The sequence below is a fragment of the Devosia aquimaris genome (genome assembly GCF_020169335.1).
Classification (GTDB): Bacteria; Pseudomonadota; Alphaproteobacteria; order Rhizobiales; family Devosiaceae; genus Devosia; species Devosia aquimaris.
This window is the reverse complement of record NZ_JAIEZN010000001.1, coordinates 814,390-833,400: the sequence shown is the minus strand read 5'-3', so window position 1 is coordinate 833,400 and position 19,011 is coordinate 814,390. Positions and strand designations below refer to the sequence as shown.

General features: G+C 64.8%; 20 protein-coding genes. 13 read left to right on the top strand and 7 right to left on the bottom strand.

Features of this window, described 5'->3' with window-relative positions; all coding sequences use genetic code 11:
* Positions 1–100 precede the first annotated feature (100 nt).
* From K1177_RS04010 to K1177_RS03985, 6 genes are all read left to right on the top strand, one after another.
* Positions 101–997: an N-acetylmuramic acid 6-phosphate etherase gene (locus K1177_RS04010; RefSeq protein ID WP_224702033.1), complete on the top strand. Its 897-nt coding sequence runs from the start codon at positions 101–103 to the stop codon at positions 995–997.
* A gap of 465 nt (positions 998–1,462) precedes the next feature.
* Positions 1,463–2,611: an extracellular solute-binding protein gene (locus K1177_RS04005; RefSeq protein WP_224702032.1), complete on the top strand. Its 1,149-nt coding sequence runs from the start codon at positions 1,463–1,465 to the stop codon at positions 2,609–2,611.
* 2 nt (positions 2,612–2,613) lie between these two features.
* Positions 2,614–3,480 (top strand): ABC transporter permease, encoded by an 867-nt coding sequence (locus K1177_RS04000; RefSeq protein ID WP_224702031.1) that lies wholly within the window; start codon positions 2,614–2,616, stop codon positions 3,478–3,480.
* Between the two features lie 2 nt (positions 3,481–3,482).
* A complete protein-coding gene (locus tag K1177_RS03995; RefSeq protein ID WP_224702030.1) occupies positions 3,483–4,307 on the top strand; it encodes an ABC transporter permease in 825 nt (274 codons plus the stop codon).
* 6 nt (positions 4,308–4,313) lie between these two features.
* Positions 4,314–5,393: an ABC transporter ATP-binding protein gene (locus K1177_RS03990; protein ID WP_224702029.1), complete on the top strand. Its 1,080-nt coding sequence runs from the start codon at positions 4,314–4,316 to the stop codon at positions 5,391–5,393.
* A 55-nt stretch (positions 5,394–5,448) separates the two neighbouring features.
* Positions 5,449–6,282 carry a glycerophosphodiester phosphodiesterase gene (locus K1177_RS03985; protein WP_224702028.1) on the top strand — a complete coding sequence of 278 codons (834 nt, stop codon included), beginning with the start codon at positions 5,449–5,451 and terminating at the stop codon, positions 6,280–6,282.
* Between the two features lie 16 nt (positions 6,283–6,298).
* Here K1177_RS03985 and K1177_RS03980 read toward each other — a convergent pair whose 3' ends face one another.
* The 6 genes from K1177_RS03980 to K1177_RS03955 form a co-directional block, all read right to left on the bottom strand.
* On the bottom strand, positions 6,299–7,114 hold the full coding sequence (locus tag K1177_RS03980; protein ID WP_224702027.1) for an inositol monophosphatase family protein: 816 nt from the start codon (positions 7,112–7,114) through the stop codon (positions 6,299–6,301).
* A gap of 135 nt (positions 7,115–7,249) precedes the next feature.
* Positions 7,250–8,068, bottom strand: a complete 819-nt coding sequence (locus tag K1177_RS03975; protein WP_224702026.1) for a carbohydrate ABC transporter permease — start codon at positions 8,066–8,068, stop codon at positions 7,250–7,252.
* Positions 8,065–8,997 (bottom strand): carbohydrate ABC transporter permease, encoded by a 933-nt coding sequence (locus K1177_RS03970; RefSeq protein WP_224702025.1) that lies wholly within the window; start codon positions 8,995–8,997, stop codon positions 8,065–8,067. The genes K1177_RS03975 and K1177_RS03970 overlap by 4 nt, the downstream gene beginning before the upstream one ends.
* A gap of 18 nt (positions 8,998–9,015) precedes the next feature.
* A complete protein-coding gene (locus tag K1177_RS03965; RefSeq protein ID WP_224702024.1) occupies positions 9,016–10,251 on the bottom strand; it encodes an ABC transporter substrate-binding protein in 1,236 nt (411 codons plus the stop codon).
* A gap of 37 nt (positions 10,252–10,288) precedes the next feature.
* Complete coding sequence (locus tag K1177_RS03960) at positions 10,289–12,043, bottom strand: glycogen debranching protein (protein ID WP_396119387.1); 1,755 nt, start codon at positions 12,041–12,043, stop codon at positions 10,289–10,291.
* A gap of 8 nt (positions 12,044–12,051) precedes the next feature.
* Positions 12,052–13,125 carry an ROK family protein gene (locus K1177_RS03955; RefSeq protein WP_224702023.1) on the bottom strand — a complete coding sequence of 358 codons (1,074 nt, stop codon included), beginning with the start codon at positions 13,123–13,125 and terminating at the stop codon, positions 12,052–12,054.
* Between the two features lie 164 nt (positions 13,126–13,289).
* Between K1177_RS03955 and K1177_RS03950 the strand changes: the two genes are divergently transcribed.
* The 3 genes from K1177_RS03950 to pglB all read left to right on the top strand — a co-directional run bounded on the left by K1177_RS03950 (position 13,290) and on the right by pglB (position 16,989).
* Positions 13,290–14,483 (top strand): ROK family protein, encoded by a 1,194-nt coding sequence (locus K1177_RS03950; protein ID WP_224702022.1) that lies wholly within the window; start codon positions 13,290–13,292, stop codon positions 14,481–14,483.
* Positions 14,484–14,596: 113 nt separating this feature from the next.
* Positions 14,597–15,685, top strand: a complete 1,089-nt coding sequence (locus K1177_RS03945) for an ABC transporter ATP-binding protein (RefSeq protein WP_224702021.1) — start codon at positions 14,597–14,599, stop codon at positions 15,683–15,685.
* Positions 15,682–16,989 carry a polygalacturonase PglB gene (pglB, locus tag K1177_RS03940; RefSeq protein ID WP_224702020.1) on the top strand — a complete coding sequence of 436 codons (1,308 nt, stop codon included), beginning with the start codon at positions 15,682–15,684 and terminating at the stop codon, positions 16,987–16,989. The genes K1177_RS03945 and pglB overlap by 4 nt, the downstream gene beginning before the upstream one ends.
* Positions 16,990–17,064: 75 nt before the next feature.
* Here pglB and K1177_RS03935 read toward each other — a convergent pair whose 3' ends face one another.
* The gene (locus tag K1177_RS03935; RefSeq protein WP_224702019.1) at positions 17,065–17,709 is read right to left on the bottom strand and encodes a TetR/AcrR family transcriptional regulator; all 645 of its coding nucleotides are present in this window, start codon (positions 17,707–17,709) and stop codon (positions 17,065–17,067) included.
* An 86-nt stretch (positions 17,710–17,795) separates the two neighbouring features.
* Between K1177_RS03935 and K1177_RS03930 the strand changes: the two genes are divergently transcribed.
* From K1177_RS03930 to K1177_RS03915, 4 genes are all read left to right on the top strand, one after another.
* Positions 17,796–18,137, top strand: a complete 342-nt coding sequence (locus K1177_RS03930) for a darcynin family protein (RefSeq protein WP_224702018.1) — start codon at positions 17,796–17,798, stop codon at positions 18,135–18,137.
* Positions 18,130–18,318: a hypothetical protein gene (locus tag K1177_RS03925; RefSeq protein ID WP_224702017.1), complete on the top strand. Its 189-nt coding sequence runs from the start codon at positions 18,130–18,132 to the stop codon at positions 18,316–18,318. The genes K1177_RS03930 and K1177_RS03925 overlap by 8 nt, the downstream gene beginning before the upstream one ends.
* 179 nt (positions 18,319–18,497) lie before the next feature.
* Positions 18,498–18,707, top strand: a complete 210-nt coding sequence (locus K1177_RS03920) for a hypothetical protein (protein ID WP_224702016.1) — start codon at positions 18,498–18,500, stop codon at positions 18,705–18,707.
* Complete coding sequence (locus K1177_RS03915) at positions 18,697–18,975, top strand: type II toxin-antitoxin system RelE/ParE family toxin (RefSeq protein WP_224702015.1); 279 nt, start codon at positions 18,697–18,699, stop codon at positions 18,973–18,975. The genes K1177_RS03920 and K1177_RS03915 overlap by 11 nt, the downstream gene beginning before the upstream one ends.
* The last annotated feature ends 36 nt before the right edge of the window (positions 18,976–19,011 follow it).

Below are 19,011 nucleotides of genomic sequence, written 5' to 3'. Positions count from 1 at the left end.
GCGCTATGTCGCGCAATAGAGTGAGCAGTGAACCGCCGCGGCGGTCGCCATGTGGACAAGTGGTATTTTTTTGGCATTATCGCCACGAGTGGAGACCAGCATGACGTCAGCCCGGACAGAAATGAGCCACCCCAAGGCGCTGGGCCTGGACACGCAGAGCCCCACCGCGATTCTGGAGACGCTGGCCCTGGCCCAGGCGGAGGCTGCGCGTGCCGTGCAACTTGCGGTGCCCGAGATTGCCAGGGCGGCGGAGCTTGCGGCGGCGGCGCTGCGGTCCGGCGGCAGGCTGATCTATGCCGCAGCCGGCAGCTCGGGCCTGATGGCGCTGGCGGACGGTGCGGAACTGCCGGGCACCTATGGCATCGGACGCGAGCAGATCGTCATTCTGCTGGCCGGTGGACTGGGTCAATTGCCGGGCTTGCCGGGCGGCCCTGAGGACGACGCCGAAGCGGCGCGGCGTGAGTTGGCAGCGCTTGCGGTGGGACCGAAGGACTGCGTGATCGCGCTAACGGCCAGTGGCTCGACGCCCTACCCGCTTGCCGCGGTTGAGGCGGGCCGGACGGCAGGCGCCGCCACCATCGGCATTGCCAACAATCCCGATGTGCCGCTGTTTGATCTGGTTGATGTGGGCATCTGTGTCGCCACCCCACCCGAGGTGATTGCCGGCTCGACCCGGATGGGCGCGGGCACGGCACAGAAGATCACGCTCAACATGCTGTCGACCATGGTGGCGATCCATCTGGGGCATGTGCATGACGGCTACATGGTCAATGTGGTGGCGGACAATCTCAAGCTGCGCGGGCGGGCCCAACGCATCGTTATGGCCGTTGCGGGCGTGAATGCCGAGGCGGCCGAGCGCAGCCTGAGCCTGGCCAATGGGGCGGTCAAGATCGCGATTCTGCTGGCCAAGGGCGCAAGCGATGTTGCGGCTGCGGCGCAGCTGTTGGCAGCAGCGAACGGGCGCCTGCGTCCCGCACTTGAAGCGCTGACACTTTAGGCCCGCACAGAATTTTCATTTCATTGTGACAAGGCTTGGTTCAACGTTTCCAGGCAGGAGGCCCAGGGGCGCAGCAGGCGCCGGCCTGTGCACAAACTGTCATCCAAGCTGTAGAGTGCCAGAACCTCCCTCGCAGCAAGGCGCGACAATCGCAACCCAACCGTTACGCTTTCGGTGCAGGCAAGTCTTTGCGGCGCCATCATCTTTTTCAAAACCCTCATAGCACTCAACGCGATAGAGACGTAGTCACCACACTGCCTTGGCGCTGTTACACAACTGTCGCACAGCTGTGATTTGTACCGCGCAGTCGCCACAACCCGTGCCGCGCGTTTTCTCTTGAAATGTCGAGAGAGCTGGCGTTTGCTCAAGTTCGGGTGAGGTCGACGGAAGATCGATGAAACCCACGGGCAAGCAGCCTTGCCTGTTAGAACATCTGTTCCATGAACAGATTCAGGGAGAGACTGAATGAAACGTCGCGCTTTTCTGATTTCCGCTGGTGGTGTGGCCGCCGGCATGGTCCTGCTGCCCCGCGTCTCGTCTGCCGCTGAAGGCAAGATCGACTGGTACACATCCTCGGACACCAACATCCTGGACTTCTGGACCAATGTGATCGCCCCCAAGTTCGAGGCCGCCAATCCGGGCCTGAGCATCAACCTGATCGACGCCGGCGACGGCGCTGGCCAGGACGCCATTGCCGACCGTGCTCTGGCTGCCATGCAGACCAGCACCGATCCGCAGGCTGACTATTTTGAGACGGCCGATCCGCTGAGCCCGAAGGGCGCTATGGAAGCTGGCCTTTACGTCAACCTCAAGGAAAGCCTGTCGAACTGGTCCAAGGTCAATCCGCTGGCCATCGAGACCGACTTCGCAGTGCCCTATCGCGGCAGCCAGGTGCTGCTGGCCTATGACACCACCAAGCTGCCGGCCGCTGACGTTCCCAAGACCTGGGACGACCTGGTCACCTGGATCAAGGCGAACCCGGGCCAGTTCATCTACAACCGCCCCGACAAGGGCGGCTCGGGCGGCAATTTCGTGCGTCGCGCCATCCATGAAGCCAATGGCCGCGACCCGAGCCTGTTCACTCTCGACAACTTCACGCCCGAATATGCCGAAAAGACCCTGGCTCCGGCCTGGGAGATCCTGAACGACATCGCGCCGTCGCTGTTCGACAACGGCGCCTATACCTCGGGCAACACCCAGTCGGTGCAGCTGCTCGGCCAGTCGGCTGTGACGATGATCCCGGCCTGGTCCGATCAGGCCCTGCAGGGCATTGCCACCGGCGTGCTGCCGGAGACCACCGGCCTCGTGCAGCTCACCGACCTGGCTTTCTCGGGCGGTTTCTCGCGTGGCGTCGTGCTCTCGAACGGCGCCAACAAGGACGCGGCCCTCAAGCTGGCGGACTTCGTGCTCACCGAAGAAATCCAGGGCGCGATCATCGTGGAACTGGGCGGCTTCCCCGGCGTGTCGTGGGACAATGTCGCCGAAGACCTGCGCAACAAGTACAAGGACATCGTGCCCTCCTCGATCCCGACCTTCCCGGGCGGCGACTGGGGTTCGGCGATCAGCGATGGCTGGTACCGCAATGTTGCTCCCAACGTTGATCGCAACGCCTGATTATGACCGCTAGACCCGTATCCTGGGTCCAGCCGAGCAGGAGGCTAACCGGCCTCCTGCTCGTGGCTGTGCCTGTCCTGCTTTTTGCATGGATGACCATCTGGCCGATCCTGTCGGGCCTGACGACGGCGCTGACGCCGCAGCAGGCCGATGGCTCTCGCCCCCTCTCATTTGACAATTTCGTCACCTTCTTCTCGGATCCCTACAGCCTTGCCAACCTGGGCATTACGCTGTGGACCTGCCTGATCACGCTGGGCCTGCTGCTGGTGATCTGCATTCCGCTGGCGCTTTATCTGCGCTTCGCGCAGGGCCGTCTGGCCACCTATGTGCAGACCATGGCGATGTTTCCCATGTTCGTGCCATCGATCATCCTGGCCTTCGCGTTCATCCGCGTGCTGGGCCCCAATGGCATGGCCGATCTGCTGCTGAACGCCGTGGGCCTGCCCAAGATTCGGTCGCCCTATCTCACTCCCTGGGGCCCGGTGATCGGGCTGGTGTGGGACAATATCCCGCTGACCGTGCTGATCCTGGTGTCCGGGCTGGGCGCTGTTTCCAACCAGGCCGTCGAGGCTGCCCGCGACGTCGGCGCCAAGCCGCTGGCGCTGTTCTGGCACATCATACTGCCGCGCATGTGGACGTCGGTGGCCGTGGTGGTGAGCTTCACCATGCTGGGCCTGTTTGCCTCGTTCACCCTGCCCTATGTGCTGGGTCCGGCTTCGCCCGAAATGATGGGCCCGTTCATGCAGCGCACGTTCCGCGATCTGCGTAATCCCGAAATGGCCCTTACCCAGGCAACCATCACCATGGTGTTCTGCATTGCCTTTGGCCTGTTCTATGTCCGGGCCGTGGCCCGCAACAGGGGAAACTGACCATGGCGACTATTGCTGTTGCAAAGCCCCGTAGAGACTGGGTCGGCATTGTCTTTGCCCTTGTTCTGACGGTGGTGATCGTGGTGCCCATGCTCGTCGTGGTCACCTGGTCGGTGTCCAATGTGTGGCGCTTTCCATCCGTGCTGCCGCAGGAATTCGGCTTCAAGTTCTGGCAGATGACGCTGGCCCGCTCTGACGTGTGGAGCGCGCTGACCATGTCGCTGTCGCTGTCGGCGGTCGTGACCGCGCTGTCGGCGCTGATCTGCCTGCCGGCCGCCTATGCCTTCGCGCGTATGGAGTTTCCCGCACGGACGCTGCTGTTCTTCTCGTTCCTGGCCGGGCAGGCCTTCCCCAAGTTTGGTCTGTTGGTGGCGATTGCCGCCATCTTCCTCCAGCTCAACCTCATCGCCACCTTCTGGGGCGTGGTGCTGATCCAGCTGGTGGGCACGCTGCTGTTCATGATCTGGATTCCGGTCGCCGCCTTCCAGGCCGTGGACCGGCGCATGGAAGAAGCCGCGCGCGATGCCGGCGCCAAGCCGCTGCGCGTGTTCTGGTCGATCACCCTGCCGCAGGCCGCGCCGACCATCGGCGCGGCGGTGCTGCTGAGCTTTGTGGGCACGTTCTACGAAACCGAGGGCGCCTGGCTCATCGGTGCCCCGCAGATCCGCACCATGCCGGTGCTGATGATCAGCTTCATCAACAACCAGCCGGTGATCCAATACGCGGCAGTGCTCTCTGTCCTGCTCTGGATTCCCTCACTCATCGCGCTCGTCTTCACGCGCCGCGTCGTCAATTCGGGCAGCTTTGCCCGCGGCTTTGGAGCCTGATTTCTTATGTCCAATCTGTCGATCTCAAACGTCTCCAAGCTGTTCTCGACCACGCTGGCGGTCGATGATTTCTCGCTCGATGTCGCCGACGGTGAGCTGGTCTGCCTGCTGGGGCCGTCAGGCTCGGGCAAATCCACCCTGCTGCGCATGGTGGGCGGGTTCGAAATGCCGAGCGAAGGCTCGATCCGCATCGACGGCGAGGAGGTGGTGCACCTGCCACCCGAAGAGCGCCCGACCGGCATGGTGTTCCAGAGCCACGCGCTGTGGACGCATATGAATGTGTTCAACAATCTGGCGTTCGGCCTGAAGCTGCGGCGCCTGCCCAAGGCGCAGATCCGCGAGAAGGTCGAGGCCGTGCTCGAACTGGTGGGCCTGGGCGGCTATGGCACGCGTGGCGTGACGCAGCTCTCGGGCGGGCAGCAGCAGCGCGTGGCGCTGGCGCGGTCGCTGGTGCTGGAGCCGAAAATCCTGCTGCTCGACGAGCCTTTTGCGAGTCTGGACCAGCACTTGCGCGAAAGACTTCGCGAAGAGGTGCGCGACATTCAGCAGCGGCTCAAGATCACCACGCTCTTTGTGACGCATGGCCAGGACGAGGCGCTGTCGATGGCCGACCGCATTGTGGTCATGCGCGACGGCAAGACCGAGCAGATCGACCGGCCCGACATTGTCTACCGCGAACCGCGCACGCCCTTCGTCGCCGGCTTCATCGGCACGATGAACCTGATCGAGGGCGTGGTGCAGAACGGAGTCTTCTCCAAGGCCGGCTATTCGACCCCGGTGCCGGTGGCCGATGGTCCGGCAGTGCTGGCCATCCGCCCCGAAGCGCTTGAGCTGACCGTGGCTGGCGAGAACGCGCAGGGCCATGTGCACCGCGTCACCGACTATGGCACCCATGGCCTGGTCGACCTGGTGCTGCTCGATGGCACGCGGCTCAAGGCGATGGTGTCCCATCCGGACCTGTTTGCTACCGGCCAGGGCGTCTCGCTGGCGCCCAAGGCCATCGCCGCCTATCGCGACAATGTGCTGATCCATCGCGTCGCGCTGGGCAAGGAAACCGCCGCTTTGCGGCAGCTGGTCGACGCCTGACCTTCGGCCGGCCCCGCGGGGCCGGCCCTCCCCCTCTCTTGTGGACTGATCCGCCATGACCGACCCGCTTTTCATCGCCCGCGACGGCCACCGCAGCTGGCTCAAATGGCATCGCGGGCGGCGCAAGGCGTCCGACCCGGTGTTCACCGGTGCGCGCATCCTCGAAGCCATGCGGCTTGGCGCCAGCGTCGAGGTCGATCTGGTGCTGACGGCCGATGGTGGCCTGGCCGTATTGCATGACAAGACCCTGGACCGCGAGACGACCGGCACCGGTCCCGTCGCCAAGGCGAGCGACGCCGCCATCCGCGCGCTGCACCTGCGGGACAATGATGGCGCGCCGATCGCCGACCGGGTGATGCTGCTCGAAGATTTGTGCGCCTTGATGGCCGAGGGGAGCGTGCATCCCGATGCGCTGCTGCAGCTCGACTACAAGGAAGACGAAACCGTGCTGACGCCGGCCGTGCTGGACAAATTCGCGCGGGCGACGGCGCCGGTCGCCAAAACAATGATTGCCTCGTCCGGGTCGGCCGAGGCCGTGCGCCTGCTGACCGAGGCCGTTCCAGGCATGCGCAGTGGCTATGATGCCAGCGACGAGGCCAGGTTCAAGGCCGCCATGGCCAATGGTACGCTGCAGGGCTTTGTCGACGATGCCGTCGCCGCCCTGCCCGGCACGGACATGATCTATCTCTATTGGGAGATCGTGACGCTGGCCGCCGATGCGGGCTTTGACATGGTCGGGGCCTTCCATGCCCATGGCAAGCGCATCGACGCCTGGACCATCCGCGAGGCTAGCGCCGCCACCAGGCCAGCAGTCGAGAAGCTGCTGGCCCTCAAGGTCGATCAGATCACCACCGACGACCCCGAGGGCCTGCTGGCCCTCATGGGGTGAGGCGCGGTGGCGGGCCTCAGTGCCTGCCGGCTTCCGGATCCTTCTTCGGCACATCCTTGAGCTTGTCGAGCAGATAGGCGTGCGTGGCCTTGTTGGCCACGATCAGCGTGCCCGTGCGCTCATAGACATCGGGGCCGCGCCCCCACCAATCGGTCACCACGCCACCGGCTTCCTGCACGAAGAGGATGCCCGCTGCCGTATCGACAAAGCCGGTTTCCTCGAAATAGCCGGTGAGCCGGCCCATGGCGACATAGGCGCAGCTATTGGCGGCGCTGCCGACCACGCGCACCGAGCTGATCGGCGCGCGAATGGCGTCGAGGCGCTGGTAGAAGCCGGGATAGGTGTGCATGCCGGGCGTGGCCATGCCGGTGCCGATGTTGAACATGCCCGGATCAACCTGTTCGCTGACCTTGAGCCGTTCGCCATTGAGGAAGGCGCCGTGCCCGGCGACGGCAATGAACATCTCATCGGCTGGCGGATTGTAGAGCACACCGCAGACCGTCTCATTGCCGCGGCGCAGGGCCAGGGAAATGGTGTAGTGCATGCCATTGATGAAATTGGTCGTGCCGTCGATGGGATCGACCAGCCAGCGGTGTTCGTTGTCGTTGTCGACCGGGGCGAATTCCTCGCCGGTGAAGCTGAAATCGGGATAGCGCTCGAAGAGGTAGCGGCGGATGAGCAGCTCGCTCTCCTTGTCCGCCTCGGAGACGAAATCGGCCGGGCCCTTGATGCCGATCTCGAGATCGCGGAAGCGGGCGAAATAGCCCTGGGTGAGCGCGCCAGCCTGGCGGGCAACGGCAATCATGTCTTCGAGAACGGCTTGGTAGTTCATGCTGGCTCCGGCGGCGTGGACTCGCCGAATTTGGCGAGTCGTCGTGTTGGCCCAGCTTACATCACGGCGCCCGTTACAGGCATGTGACGGGCGGCGGAAAAGCAGGGGAGAAACCGCTTTCCGCCGCCCGGCCGGTCACTCCTTGGCTGCGCCGGCCATCAGGCCGTTCATCAGCGTTTTCTGCAGGGCGATGAACATCACCAGCATGGGCAGAACGGACATGACCGAGATCGACAGCAGGCGCGGCCAATCGATGCCGAAGCGGCCCACGCTATTGGCCAGGGCGAGCTGGACAGTCCACTTTTCCTGCTCGGTGATGATCAGGAAGGGCCAGAGATAGTCATTCCAGCGATAGACCAGGTTGAACGCCAGCAGCGTGCCGATGGCCGGCAGGGCCAGCGGAACGATGATGCGCAGCAGGATGCGCCACTCGGGCGTCTTGTCGATACGGGCGGCCTCCAGCAGGCTGTCCGGAATGGTCAGGATATACTGGCGCATCAGGAACACGCCGCTCGGCGTGGCAGCCGGGGCGATGATGAGGCCGGCCAGCGTGTTGAGCAGGCCCAGGTCGCGCAGCACCAGGAACACCGGGATCAGCACGATCTGCAGCGGCACCATCAGTGCGGACATGATGAGCAGGAAGAAGACCGTGTCGCCCTTGAAGCGGAACTTGGCCAGGGCATAGCCGGCCATCACGCTGATGGTGACGGCAAGGACAGCCGAGAGCACGGCCACGACTGCCGAGTTCTGGAAGTAGAGCAGGAAGTTGGCGCGGCTGAAGGTGTCGTAATAGCTCTGCAGCGTCGGCGCCTGCGGCCACAGCGAGGGCGGCCACTGGAAGATCTCGGACTGCGATTTGAGCGAGGACAGGAACAGCCAGATCGGCGGCAGCGCGAACAGCAGCAGGACGATGGCAATGCCGACATAGCGCCAGGGGGACTGGGTTTGGGTCATGACCGCTTCCTTGCGAAACGCAGCTGCAGAATGGTGAGAACCATCAGGATGATGAACAGAACAACCGACTGGGCGGCGGCGGCGCCGGCCTGGTTCACCGTACGGAAGGCGGTCTCGTAGATGTTCTGGATGAGATAGACGGTGGCGCGGCCGGGACCGCCCGTGGTCAGCGAGACGACGAGCTCATAGACCTTGAAGGCCTCGATGATGCCCAGCACCACCACCACAACGATCGAGGGCTGCAGCAGCGGCACGGTGATGCGGGTGAACTGGCGCCAGCGCGAGGTGTTGTCGATGGCGGCGGCCTCGTAGAGGTCGCTCGGGATGGCGGTCAGACCGGCAATGAGCACCATCATGTTGAAGCCAGCGCCGCCCCAGACCCAGACGATGACCACGGCGATCTGCGCCAGCAGTTCATCTTCCAGCCACGGCACGGCGCCGATGCCGAACAGGCTCAGCACATAGTTGATCAGGCCGCTGTTGCGCCCGAACAGCCAGGCCCAGATGACGCCCACGATCAGCATGGAGATCATGGAGGGGAAAAAGACGATGGTGCGCACGAAGGCGTTGACGCGCGACTGCGGCGCCAGCAGCACGGCCAGCGCCAGCGACACCGCCAATTGCAGCGGCACGGCGACGACCACAAAGCCGATGGTCTTGAGCAGCGCGACCTGGAAATTCTTGTCACCCAGGAGATGGGTGTAGTTGTCCAGCCCGACGAAGACGGGGTGGGTGCTCTCCACCTGCGGCACCACGACGATGCCACGGGTGAAGAAGCTCATCACGATCCCCTGCAGCAGGGGATAGATGGTGAAGATGAACAGAAGGGCGACCGTCGGGAGCAGCAGCAGGTATGGCCAGGCCACACGGCCCAGTCGCCCCAGGGACCAGCGCCGGGGCGCTGGCTGCGTTTGCACGGGATTTGCCATCAGGTCGCCCTCGTTCACTTAGCGGCCAGCCGCGATAGCGGCTTCAGCAGCGGCACGGATACCGGCAACGGCTTCCTTGGTCGTGATCTGACCAACGTAAGCCTGGGTGATGCCAGCCTTGATCGAATCCCAGGTCGCCTGCATTTCCGGCCAGGCCTGGTCGGTGGCAGCATAGCGCGGGCTGGTTTCGAGTTCCTTCTGGAAGGCCACCACGGCCGCCTGAGCGTCGGCGCTGGCATAGTCGACAGCGGGGGCGTTCTTGTTGGCGGGCAGCAGGCCGAAGGTCTTGGCGTATTCGGCCTGGATTTCCGGCGAGGTCATCCAGTTCACGAAAGCGGTGGCTTCTTCGAGGCGCGGGCTGGTGTTGAAAGCCAGCAGGTAGTTGCCGCCCACGTTGGACGAAGCAACAGTGCCCTTGGGGGTCGGGCCGGCAACCCACTTGAACTTGGCGTTATCGCCGAAGTTGCCGATCTGCCAGCTGCCCGACATATAGGCGACGGCCTGCTGGTTGACGAACATGTCGACCGGGCTGTCCGAGCTTGCACCCGACCACAGGCCGGGGGGCATGTACTCATTGGCCATGGCAATGAACTGGTCCATGGTCTTTTCCCAGGACGCATCGTCCATGGCCACGGTCAGCGGCTCGTCTTCGGAGAAGACGTGGTTGCCGTACTGGAACTCATAGGTCAGGAAGCGGTGTGCCGAGACGTCCCACACGAGCGGGAAGCGGACGCCGGCCTTTTCGGCGACTTCCTTGAACTTGGGCAGGGCTTCGTCCCAGGTCCAGCCGTCAGCCGGGATCTCGACGCCGGCCTTGGCGAAGGCGTCGGCGTTGTAATAGATGCCCACGGCAGTCACGTCGAGCGGAGCAGCGATGACCTTTTCATCGAGCTTGGCGCCATCGGCCCAGCCGGCGACGAACTGGTCGATCCATTCCGGACCGTTGACCTCGGCCCAGTCGACCAGGAACGGACGAATGATGGGCGGCATGGACGAGCTCAGCGAGACGTCGGGGAAGCTGCCGGATGCTGCGAACTGCTGGAACTTGGTGCCCGTGGTCTCGTAGGGCACGATCTGCAGGTCAAACGTGGTGTCGGGGTTGGCAGCGGTGTACTGGTCGAGCATGCCGCGCAGCTTGGCTTCCTGCTCGTCGCCGTCGACATACCACATCAGCTTGAGTTCGGACGCAAAGACGGGCGACAGCATCGCCGTGCTCAGCGCCAGGGCAATGGTGCCCAGCTTCATCAGTTTCATGCGCAGTTCCTCCTAGTGTCCGCACGCGGACGTTACGTTATCCCTCGTCTGCCAGGCCGACGGCATCGCGGTATCGCACCGCGACATCGGCAGGCAGACCGCTCCATCCCTGGAGCAGCGATCCACGCCCAAAGGGCGGTGAATAGTATTCGATGGCGCCGGCCCAGCCGCTGCTCAGGCACGCCTGCCACCAGCGGGTGAGCGCGTAGCGCGCGCCCGGCAGGCCGCGGCGCAGGCGCTCTTCGGCATAGACGCCATCCCAATAGGGCCAGTCCGATCCGTTGTGGTAGCGGAAGGCAAAGGCCGATTTGGCGCGGGTATGCGCCGGCTTCTTGTAGGGCGGGAAGGCGCAGAGCACGCCCCAGTCGCCATAGGGCTGGATGGTGTTGTTGCGGCTCTCGAGCTTGGTGGTCGCGGTTTCCAGCGTGGTCAGCGCATGATCCTTGCTGATGGCGTCGTAGCGCAGCAGGGTCAGGCTATCGAGGGCGAAATGGTCTTCCACAAAGCCATCGGTATTGCGGTATTCGGCGACGTGACCGAGTTCGGGCTGCCAGAGGGCGGCATCGATGGCGCTGCGGGCTGTCCTGGCCAGGTCACCCGCCTGCTTGGCCAGGTCGGGATCGATGGTCGCGCCCATGGCCACAATGGCGTCCAGCGCGCCGACCCAGAGGCCGAGATTGTAGGAGACTAGGCCCTCGCGGAAGACATTGTCGGCCCAGTCGCGATCGTGATCGGGCTTGCGCGGCAGGCCGTCGGGGCCGGAGGCGGCGACATAGCGCTTTACGATGGCCTGGACATGGGTCCAGTGCAGGCGGGCCTCTTCGCTGTCGCCGGTGGTGCGCACATAGTCGCCCAGCGTGAGGATGAAGAACAGCGGGCTGTCGAAATGGTCGCTCCACCAGTCCTGCGGCCGGGCGTGTTCGAGCACATAAGGATGAGTGGTGCGGCGGAAGATGTCCCAGGCCGCCGACTGCGCGGGACCGGAGAGGATGATGGCGCTCGGCGCCTCGCCATCGGGCTGGATGCCCTTGGCGAGCAGGCGGATCTGGTCGCGCACGGCTTGCGGCGCCAAGGTCAGCAGCGGCTGCAGCGTCCAATAGCCATCGCGGTAATAGGTGCGCGCCGGCGAGCTATAGCCCTGCCCTGCCGCAAGACCGGCAAAGCTGCCATCGCGCGCCTGGCGCATGCTGGAGAGCGCCGCATGGGTGCCCTGGATGACCATGGAGCGCATCAGCGGGTCGGCCTCGGGCAGACGATCGCATTTGGCGAGATAGGCCTTGGCCTCGGCAACGATGGCCTCGACCGACAGCGACAGGGCCGCGACGGCTTCGTCGAGATCGGTGCCGCCGGCAATCACCAGATCGTCGCCGCGCTGCTCAATGGCGACAGCACCCCATTCCAGCACCAGAGTGCGGCGAATGCCGCGACGGCTGGATTTTGGCTTGGGGGTATTGGCGTCGGGCGTGTGCCACCAGGCCGCCTTGGTCTTGGCTGCGAGGCGCTGCAGCTGCGTGCCGCGAATGACCATGACCGGCGCCGACTGCGCGACATAGACGCCACCGCCTTGGGCGGCCTCGATCAGGTTCGGCCCATAGGCATAGGGCGCGCTGAGCGGGGTAAACGAGAGCGTGGCAATGGCGCCAACGCCCCAGACCGAAACGGTGATGCGGCCATCGGGCTCGCAATCGGCCTGCAGCCGGGGTGCCATGATGGGCAGCAGAACCGGCGTATCGGTGCCGGCCAGCCCGCTGGCGAGGGGCCACATGACATTGCCATGCTCAGTGTAGGTCATGGACCGGCTCATGCGGCGGCTCCCTTGTCGGCGGAAAAGCTATCGGCGACGAGCGCGGCGCGGGCAAGGCGTCGGGCCTGGGCCAGTGCGCCCAGCAGGCCGGCGCGATCCCCCAGGCGGCTGCGCTCGACGGCGCAGGGTGTGGGAACCAGGCGTGCCAGCCAATGGGCAACCTGCTCGGAGACGCCCGGCCGCGCGCCGATGCCGCCACCCAGCACAATAACGCCGGGATCGAGCAGGGCCACGACGGCCCCCAGACCGGTGGCCAGATCGCGCAGGCTGGCGTCAATGATGGATTTGGCCAGATCGTCGCCGCCTTCAGCGCTGTCGAACAGGCCACGCACGGTGGTGGCGCTGCTGCCAGCACGGCGGGCGCGCTCAAGAATGCCACCGGTGGACACGACGGCCTCAAAGGCGCCGCCCGGATTGGCCGCGATGGCCGCCAGGGGATCGGCGCCAAAGGGCAGAATGCTGATTTCGCCGGCAGCGCCGCTGGCGCCGCGCAGAATGGCCGAATCCACGATCAGGCCCATGCCGATGCCGGTACCCAGGGCAACAAAGGCCAGCATGCCGGACTGCATCTGGCGCGCCGAATATTCGCCGACGGCGGCTATATTGACGTCGTTTTCCACAAAGACCGGCAGGCCGGTCGCGTCGCTGAGCGCCTTGGCCAGAGACACGCCGGCTGGAAAGGGCACATGCGGCGACAGGCTCACCGAGCCGTCTGCCGCGACCACGCCGGGCACACCCACCACGATCTGGGCAACCTGGTCGCTGGTGGCGCCGGCGCGGGCCATGAGATCATTGACCATCTCGACCAGCTGGCCGAGCACGCTGTCGACATTGGCCGATTCCGTGGCCCCGGTGCCCTCGGCGATCACCGCGCCCTGGGCATCGCCAATGGCGCCGTTGAGCTTGGTGCCGCCCAGATCGAGGCCGATAACCAGCCCTGCCCTATTGGTCGGGGCAAGCCAGCCGGCCTGGTTCAGGCGCTCGGCCGCCGCCTCGGCAAGGCCATGGCGCGCCGCCGCAGGATCGGCAAGCACAGCGTCGATGGCAGTGAGCAGGCTGGCAGCGGACAAGATCGGACCTATTTGTTCGTAAGCATGACGAATGAAATGAAATTGTGACAGGCTTGTCAAGCGGCTTCCCATCGGGCGGCGTTTGGCGCTTTGATAGGTGTGCTTGACAGGCTGTGCAAAGGCGTCGAGTTAGGCAGGGTCCAGAACAATTGCACGTGGCTGAAGTGAATCAACGTCTCGTCGCCTCGCCGGTCCTGCGCCAGCTTTCGGTTCGATCCGTGATGGAGCGCCTCTTGCTGGACGGCGCCACCTCGCGCGCCAGCCTGTCGCGGGCCACGGGCCTGTCCAAGCAGACCATTTCCGAAGTGATGCTGGTGTTGACCGAGCGCGGCTGGGTCAAGGAAAGCGGCATGATCTCGGGCGGCGTGGGCCGCACTGCGGTGCGCTACGAGATCGACGCCACCGCCGGCTTTGCCCTGGGGCTGGATCTGGGCGCCAGCACGCTGCGCGGCGTGCTCGCCGATATTTCGGGCACCGTTGTGGCCCAGCACGAACTGGCCGCCGATGGCCAGGGCGGGCAGTTGCCGGCGCAGGCCAAGCGACTCAAGCAGATGCTGCTCGATGCCGCCAAGGCCCCGGCCGACCGGCTGCAGGTGGCGACGGTGGCCACCCCGGGCGTGATGAGCCCGCAGGGCCGGCTGGACCTGGCGCCCAACCTGCCGGGAATCGGCGAGCTGGACCTGGCCGGACAATTGCGCAGCGCGCTCGAATGCCAGGTGATGTTCGAGAACGACGTCAATGCGGCGGCGCTGGGCGAATATTGGGAAGCCGGCGAGAATGCCGACAACCACTTCGCCTTTGTCTCGATCGGCACCGGCGTGGGCCTGGGCATTCTGGTGGACGGGCAATTGCTGCGCGGCAGCGCGCTGGCAGCCGGCGAAATCGGCTATCTGCCGCTGGGGGGCGATCCCTTTGCACCCGAAAGCCTGGAACAGGGCGCGCTGGAAACCAGCATCGGCGCCAACGGCATCCTGCAGCGCCACCAGCGATTGGGCGGCACGGCGCAGAGCGTGCGCGAAATCTTTGACGCCCTCGAGGCCGGCGACCGCATCGCCGACGAGACCATCACCGAAACGGCGCGCATCGCCGCGCTGCTGGTGCTGACGGTCACCTCGGTGATCGATCCTGACCGCGTGGTGTTCGGCGGCAATATCGGCGGTCGTCCGGAACTGGTCCGGCGCATCGCCGACTGGATGCCCCGCGTGCAGAAGCGCCCCATTCGCGTCGAGGCCAGCCGGCTGGGGCCGCGCGCCACGGTACTGGGCGCCGCCGCCATGTCGCTGGGGCAGATGCACAACTCGCTGTTTTCCACATTGGAAGTGCCTGGCCGGCTGGGTCTGCCGACCCTGCGGCGCTAGGTCTTGCAGCAAAGTCATTCGTTCGTCATATTGACGAATGAAGTGCGGTCGGGCAGATTTCGCCGCCAAAGGACGGGATTTTGGGTCCCGCCACGTTTGCAGGAAGATAGATCATGGCCTCTTTGCAGCTCGATGCGGTGTACAAGTCATTTGGCGAGACCGAGATCATCAAGGGCGTCGACCTTGAAGTGAAAGACGGCGAATTCGTCGTTTTCGTCGGCCCCTCGGGCTGTGGCAAATCCACCCTGCTGCGCCTGATCGCGGGGCTGGACAGGGTCAGCGGCGGCCATATCCGCATCGGCGGCAATGACGTGGAAGCCCTCTCCCCCGGCGAGCGCGGCATCGCCATGGTGTTCCAGTCCTACGCGCTCTATCCGCACATGACGGTGCGCGAAAACCTCTCGTTCGGCCTGCAGAACTTCAAGCTGCCCAAGGACGTGATCGAGGCCAAGGTGCTCGAAGCGGCCCGCATGCTGGCCATGGAACCCTATCTGGAGCGCCGTCCGCGTGACCTCTCGGGCGGGCAGCGCCAGCGCGTGGCCATCGGCCGCGCCATTGTGCGGGATCCGCAGGTGTTCCTGTTCGACGAGCCGCTGAGCAATCTGGACGCCGCGCTGCGCGTGCAGACCCGCGCCGAAATCACCCGGCTGCACCAGCGCCTGAAGGCCACCATGATCTATGTGACACATGACCAGGTGGAGGCCATGACCATGGCCGACCGCATTGCCGTGCTCAATGCCGGCAAGCTCGAGCAGTTCGGCACGCCCGAAGAGCTGTTCATGCACCCGGCCAACAAGTTTGTCGCGCGCTTCATCGGCTCGCCGAGCATGAATGTGTTCCCGGCCACGCTGAAGGCTGGTGGCGAGACCACGCAGGTCGAGGCCCTCGATTTCGGCACGCTGGACCTGCCCGTCGATGCCGGGAGCCTGGCCGCCGGCACCGCGCTCGAAATCGGCATTCGCCCGCAGCATCTGCGCCCCACCGAGGGTGCCGGCGCACGGTACACGGTGTCCTATGCCGAAAGTATCGGCACAGAGACCTATGTCTATGGCAACATGGCCGGCACCGCAGACGAGATCATCCTGCACATTCCCGACCACCGCAAATTCGTGCCCGGCCAGGTGATCAACGTCGCCGTTGATCCCACGCTGGTGCATGTGTTCCGCGCCGACACCGGCCTGACCCTGCCGGCACGCGCATGAGCCTGGTTGCTGGCAGTTCGGCCCTGCAAACGGCCGAAATCCAGGCCGCCATCGATACGGCTGCAGCCGCCGGTGGCGGCCGCGTGGTCCTGGGCGATGGCGAACATGCCACGGGCGGCCTCGTGCTGCGCAGCGGCGTGGAACTGCATCTGGCCGAGGGCGCGATCCTTCGCCCGGTGGCAGACTATGACGCCTATGCCGACAATGTGGTGACGGTGATCGCCGAAAGCTCCAACCGCGCCATCATCCGCGCCAAGGATGCCAGCAGGATCGCCATCACCGGCAAGGGCCGCATCGTGGCGCCGGGCCAGGCCTATATCATCGGCGAGGACGAGAGCGTGGGCACCTATACGCCGGCGCAATATCGCCCGCGCGTGCTGGTGTTCGAGAACTGCACCGATGTCCGGCTCGACGGCATTGCGGTCGAAGATTCCCCGATGTGGACGCTGCATCTGGTGGCCTGCACCAATGTGTCGGTGACCCATGTGCGCGTCACCAACAATGAGCGCCTGCCCAATACCGATGGCCTCGTGATCGACAGCTGCAGCAATGTGCTGATCGAGAATGTGCGCATTGCCACCGCCGATGACGGGGTGTGCCTCAAAACCTCATTGCAGGGCGAGACCATCGGCGTCTGCCGCAATGTCACCGTGCGCCACTGCGAAGTGGCCAGCCAGAGCTGTGCGCTCAAGCTGGGCACCGAAAGCTTTGGCGATTTCGAGGACATCGTCTTCGAGGATTGCCAGGTGCTCCGCTCCAACCGGGGCCTGGGCATTTTCTCGCGCGATGGCGGCAAGGTGCACAATGTACGCTTCTCCCGCATCGTGCTCGATTGCCACGAGACCGCCGATGGCTTCTGGGGCTCGGGCGAGGCGCTGACCATTACCCTGGATGACCGCCGCGCCAGCCGCCCGGCCGGCGCCGTCAGCGGCATTGTCTTTGAGGATATTTCGGGCTCGATGGAAGGGGCGATCAACCTGGTCTCGACCGGCAAGGCCGCCATCAGCGACGTGCGCATGGCGCGCGTGCACCTCATCCAGAAGCCCGGCAAGCTGGGCACCGGCCGCACTTATGACATGCGCCCCACTTCAGCCGACCTCGCGCCTGCCGCCCATATGGCCGGCCGCGCCAATGCCTGGGTGCGCGGCGAAGACGGCGCCATTGTGGGCCTGGTCCCCTACCCCGGTGGCATGCCGGGCCTTTATGCCCCCGCCATCGCGGGCCTGGCGCTCGACGACGTGGCCATCAGCCGCCCCGAGAAGCTGCCCGAAGGCTGGAACGTGGCCGTGGCGGTGACTAGCTAAGGGCTGGTTGGCGAAGGATCAGAGCGATGAATATGCAAATGGCGGCCCTGGTGGCCGCCATTGGTGTGTTTGGGGTTACGATTGACGTGCAGACTGCGCTGAATGGCCTGCGGCGTCAGATCGATGCCCAACCCGCTCCAGATAGCCGGCGACCGCCTGCGCGACCCGCCCTGCAAGCGCGTCGGTCGGCAGGACACCTTCGGCGGCGGCGTTGATCAGCGATCGCGCGATAATCACGCCGGTTACCAGGTCGCTTGGCGCCAGGCCACCGAACCGGGCGGCCAGGCGCTGCGCCGACAAATCGGCAATCTGCTGCGCCATTTCGGCGGCCTCGCTGTCGAGCGCCAGCATGGGCTCGAGCCGCTCAATGGCCAGCGCAAGCCTGGGGCGGGCAAACTGGTGGCTAATCGCCTCGGCAATCATGGCATCGAACGCATCAACTCCATCGGCCGGAATAGACTGCAGCCGGCCCAGAAACATTTCGCGTTCGCGCCGGACCAGGGCGACGAGAATGGCCGTCTTGTCCGGATAATATTGGTAGAGCGTGCCGATGCTGACGCCGGCAACCTCGGCCACGCGATTGGTGTTGAGCGCGGCCTCCCCCTCAGCCTCAAGAATGCGAGCCGCCGCCTCGACAATGGCCGCACAGGTGGCCAGCGCGCGCTGCTGTCGCGGGATTTTTCGCTGTTCTGCCGGGGACTTGGCGACCTCTTGCGGCATGGCACGCCTATGCGAGTTGGAAAACCGAGTGATTGCTCGATTGTAGGCGTTGTCGCCGCAACAGCAAGCACTGAAAGGCTCCATCCATGGCACAGACTGACAAGAACCAGGCCCTCACCGTCTTCATCCTCGTGCGGGCCCTGCCCGCCTGGCTCGCCCTGCCGCACGCCGAGCGGCGCAGCATCGGCGCCACTGCGGCTCCGATCGAACCCGACGTCACCTTGCGCCAGTTTGACTGCGAAGCCTTTTCGGCCATGTGTTCCGATATCTGGATGCTCAGCGTGCCCTCCCCCCGCGCGCTCAACCACACCATCGAACGCCTGCGCGACACCGCCCTGTTCGCCCAGCCTTTTTTCGAACTCGTCGCCATCCTGCCGGCGATCGAAGACGGGTGGCAGGCCTACGAGGCGGAGACGCACCATGGCTGAGTCCCGCCCGGTCATCGTCACCGGCGCCAGCCGCGGCGTTGCGGGCCTGGCCCCCTATCCCGGCGGCATCCCGGGCCTCTTTGCCCTCGCCATTGCGGGCCTGGTGCTCGACGACCTAGTCATCAGCCGCCCCGAAAAGCTGCCCGAAGGCTGGAACGTGGCAGTTGTGGTGACCGGCTGAGGGCTGGTCGGCGACGGATCAGAGCGATGACATATGCACATGGCGGCCCTGGTGGCCGCCATTGGTGTGTTTGGGGAGAACAAAGCGGATCGATGCTGGGCGGCGCCTTGTGCTGGTTGGGACCTACCTCGTGGCCGGAATTTCTGGCAATCGAGCAACCATAATGCTAGATTGAGGAGATGGATACACTTGAGAGCATCAGCATCGATTTCTACCCGTGGGCCGCGCCATCGCCGGAACAGCGGGCAGCGTTCGATGCCTTGTCGCCGGCTGACAAGCGCAAGGCGATCCTAGCGGCGATCGAAGAAGGGTTTGATAGCCCGATCTCTGAAAAGTCTATTGACGACATTATCCGCGAAACCCGCGACGCCTCCAGGCATGCGTCATAGGCTCACCCAGCGCGCCGAAAGCGATCTCAAAGACATCTATCGCTATACCGTGCGCAGCTTCGGCACCCGCCAGGCCGAAAAATACCTGCGCGAACTTGACGTCGTCTTTGCATTGATTGCCGATCATCCAGAGATCGGGCGCGTCTATGCGGGACAGACGCGCCACTTCCCCCACGGCAAACACATCATTTTCTATCGCGTCATGGACGAGACCGTGGTGATTGGGCGCATATTCCACAGCGCTCGCGCTGCGCGAGAGGTTGATTAGCATAAGGCCTAGTGGAGAGGATCATTGTGCTAGGAA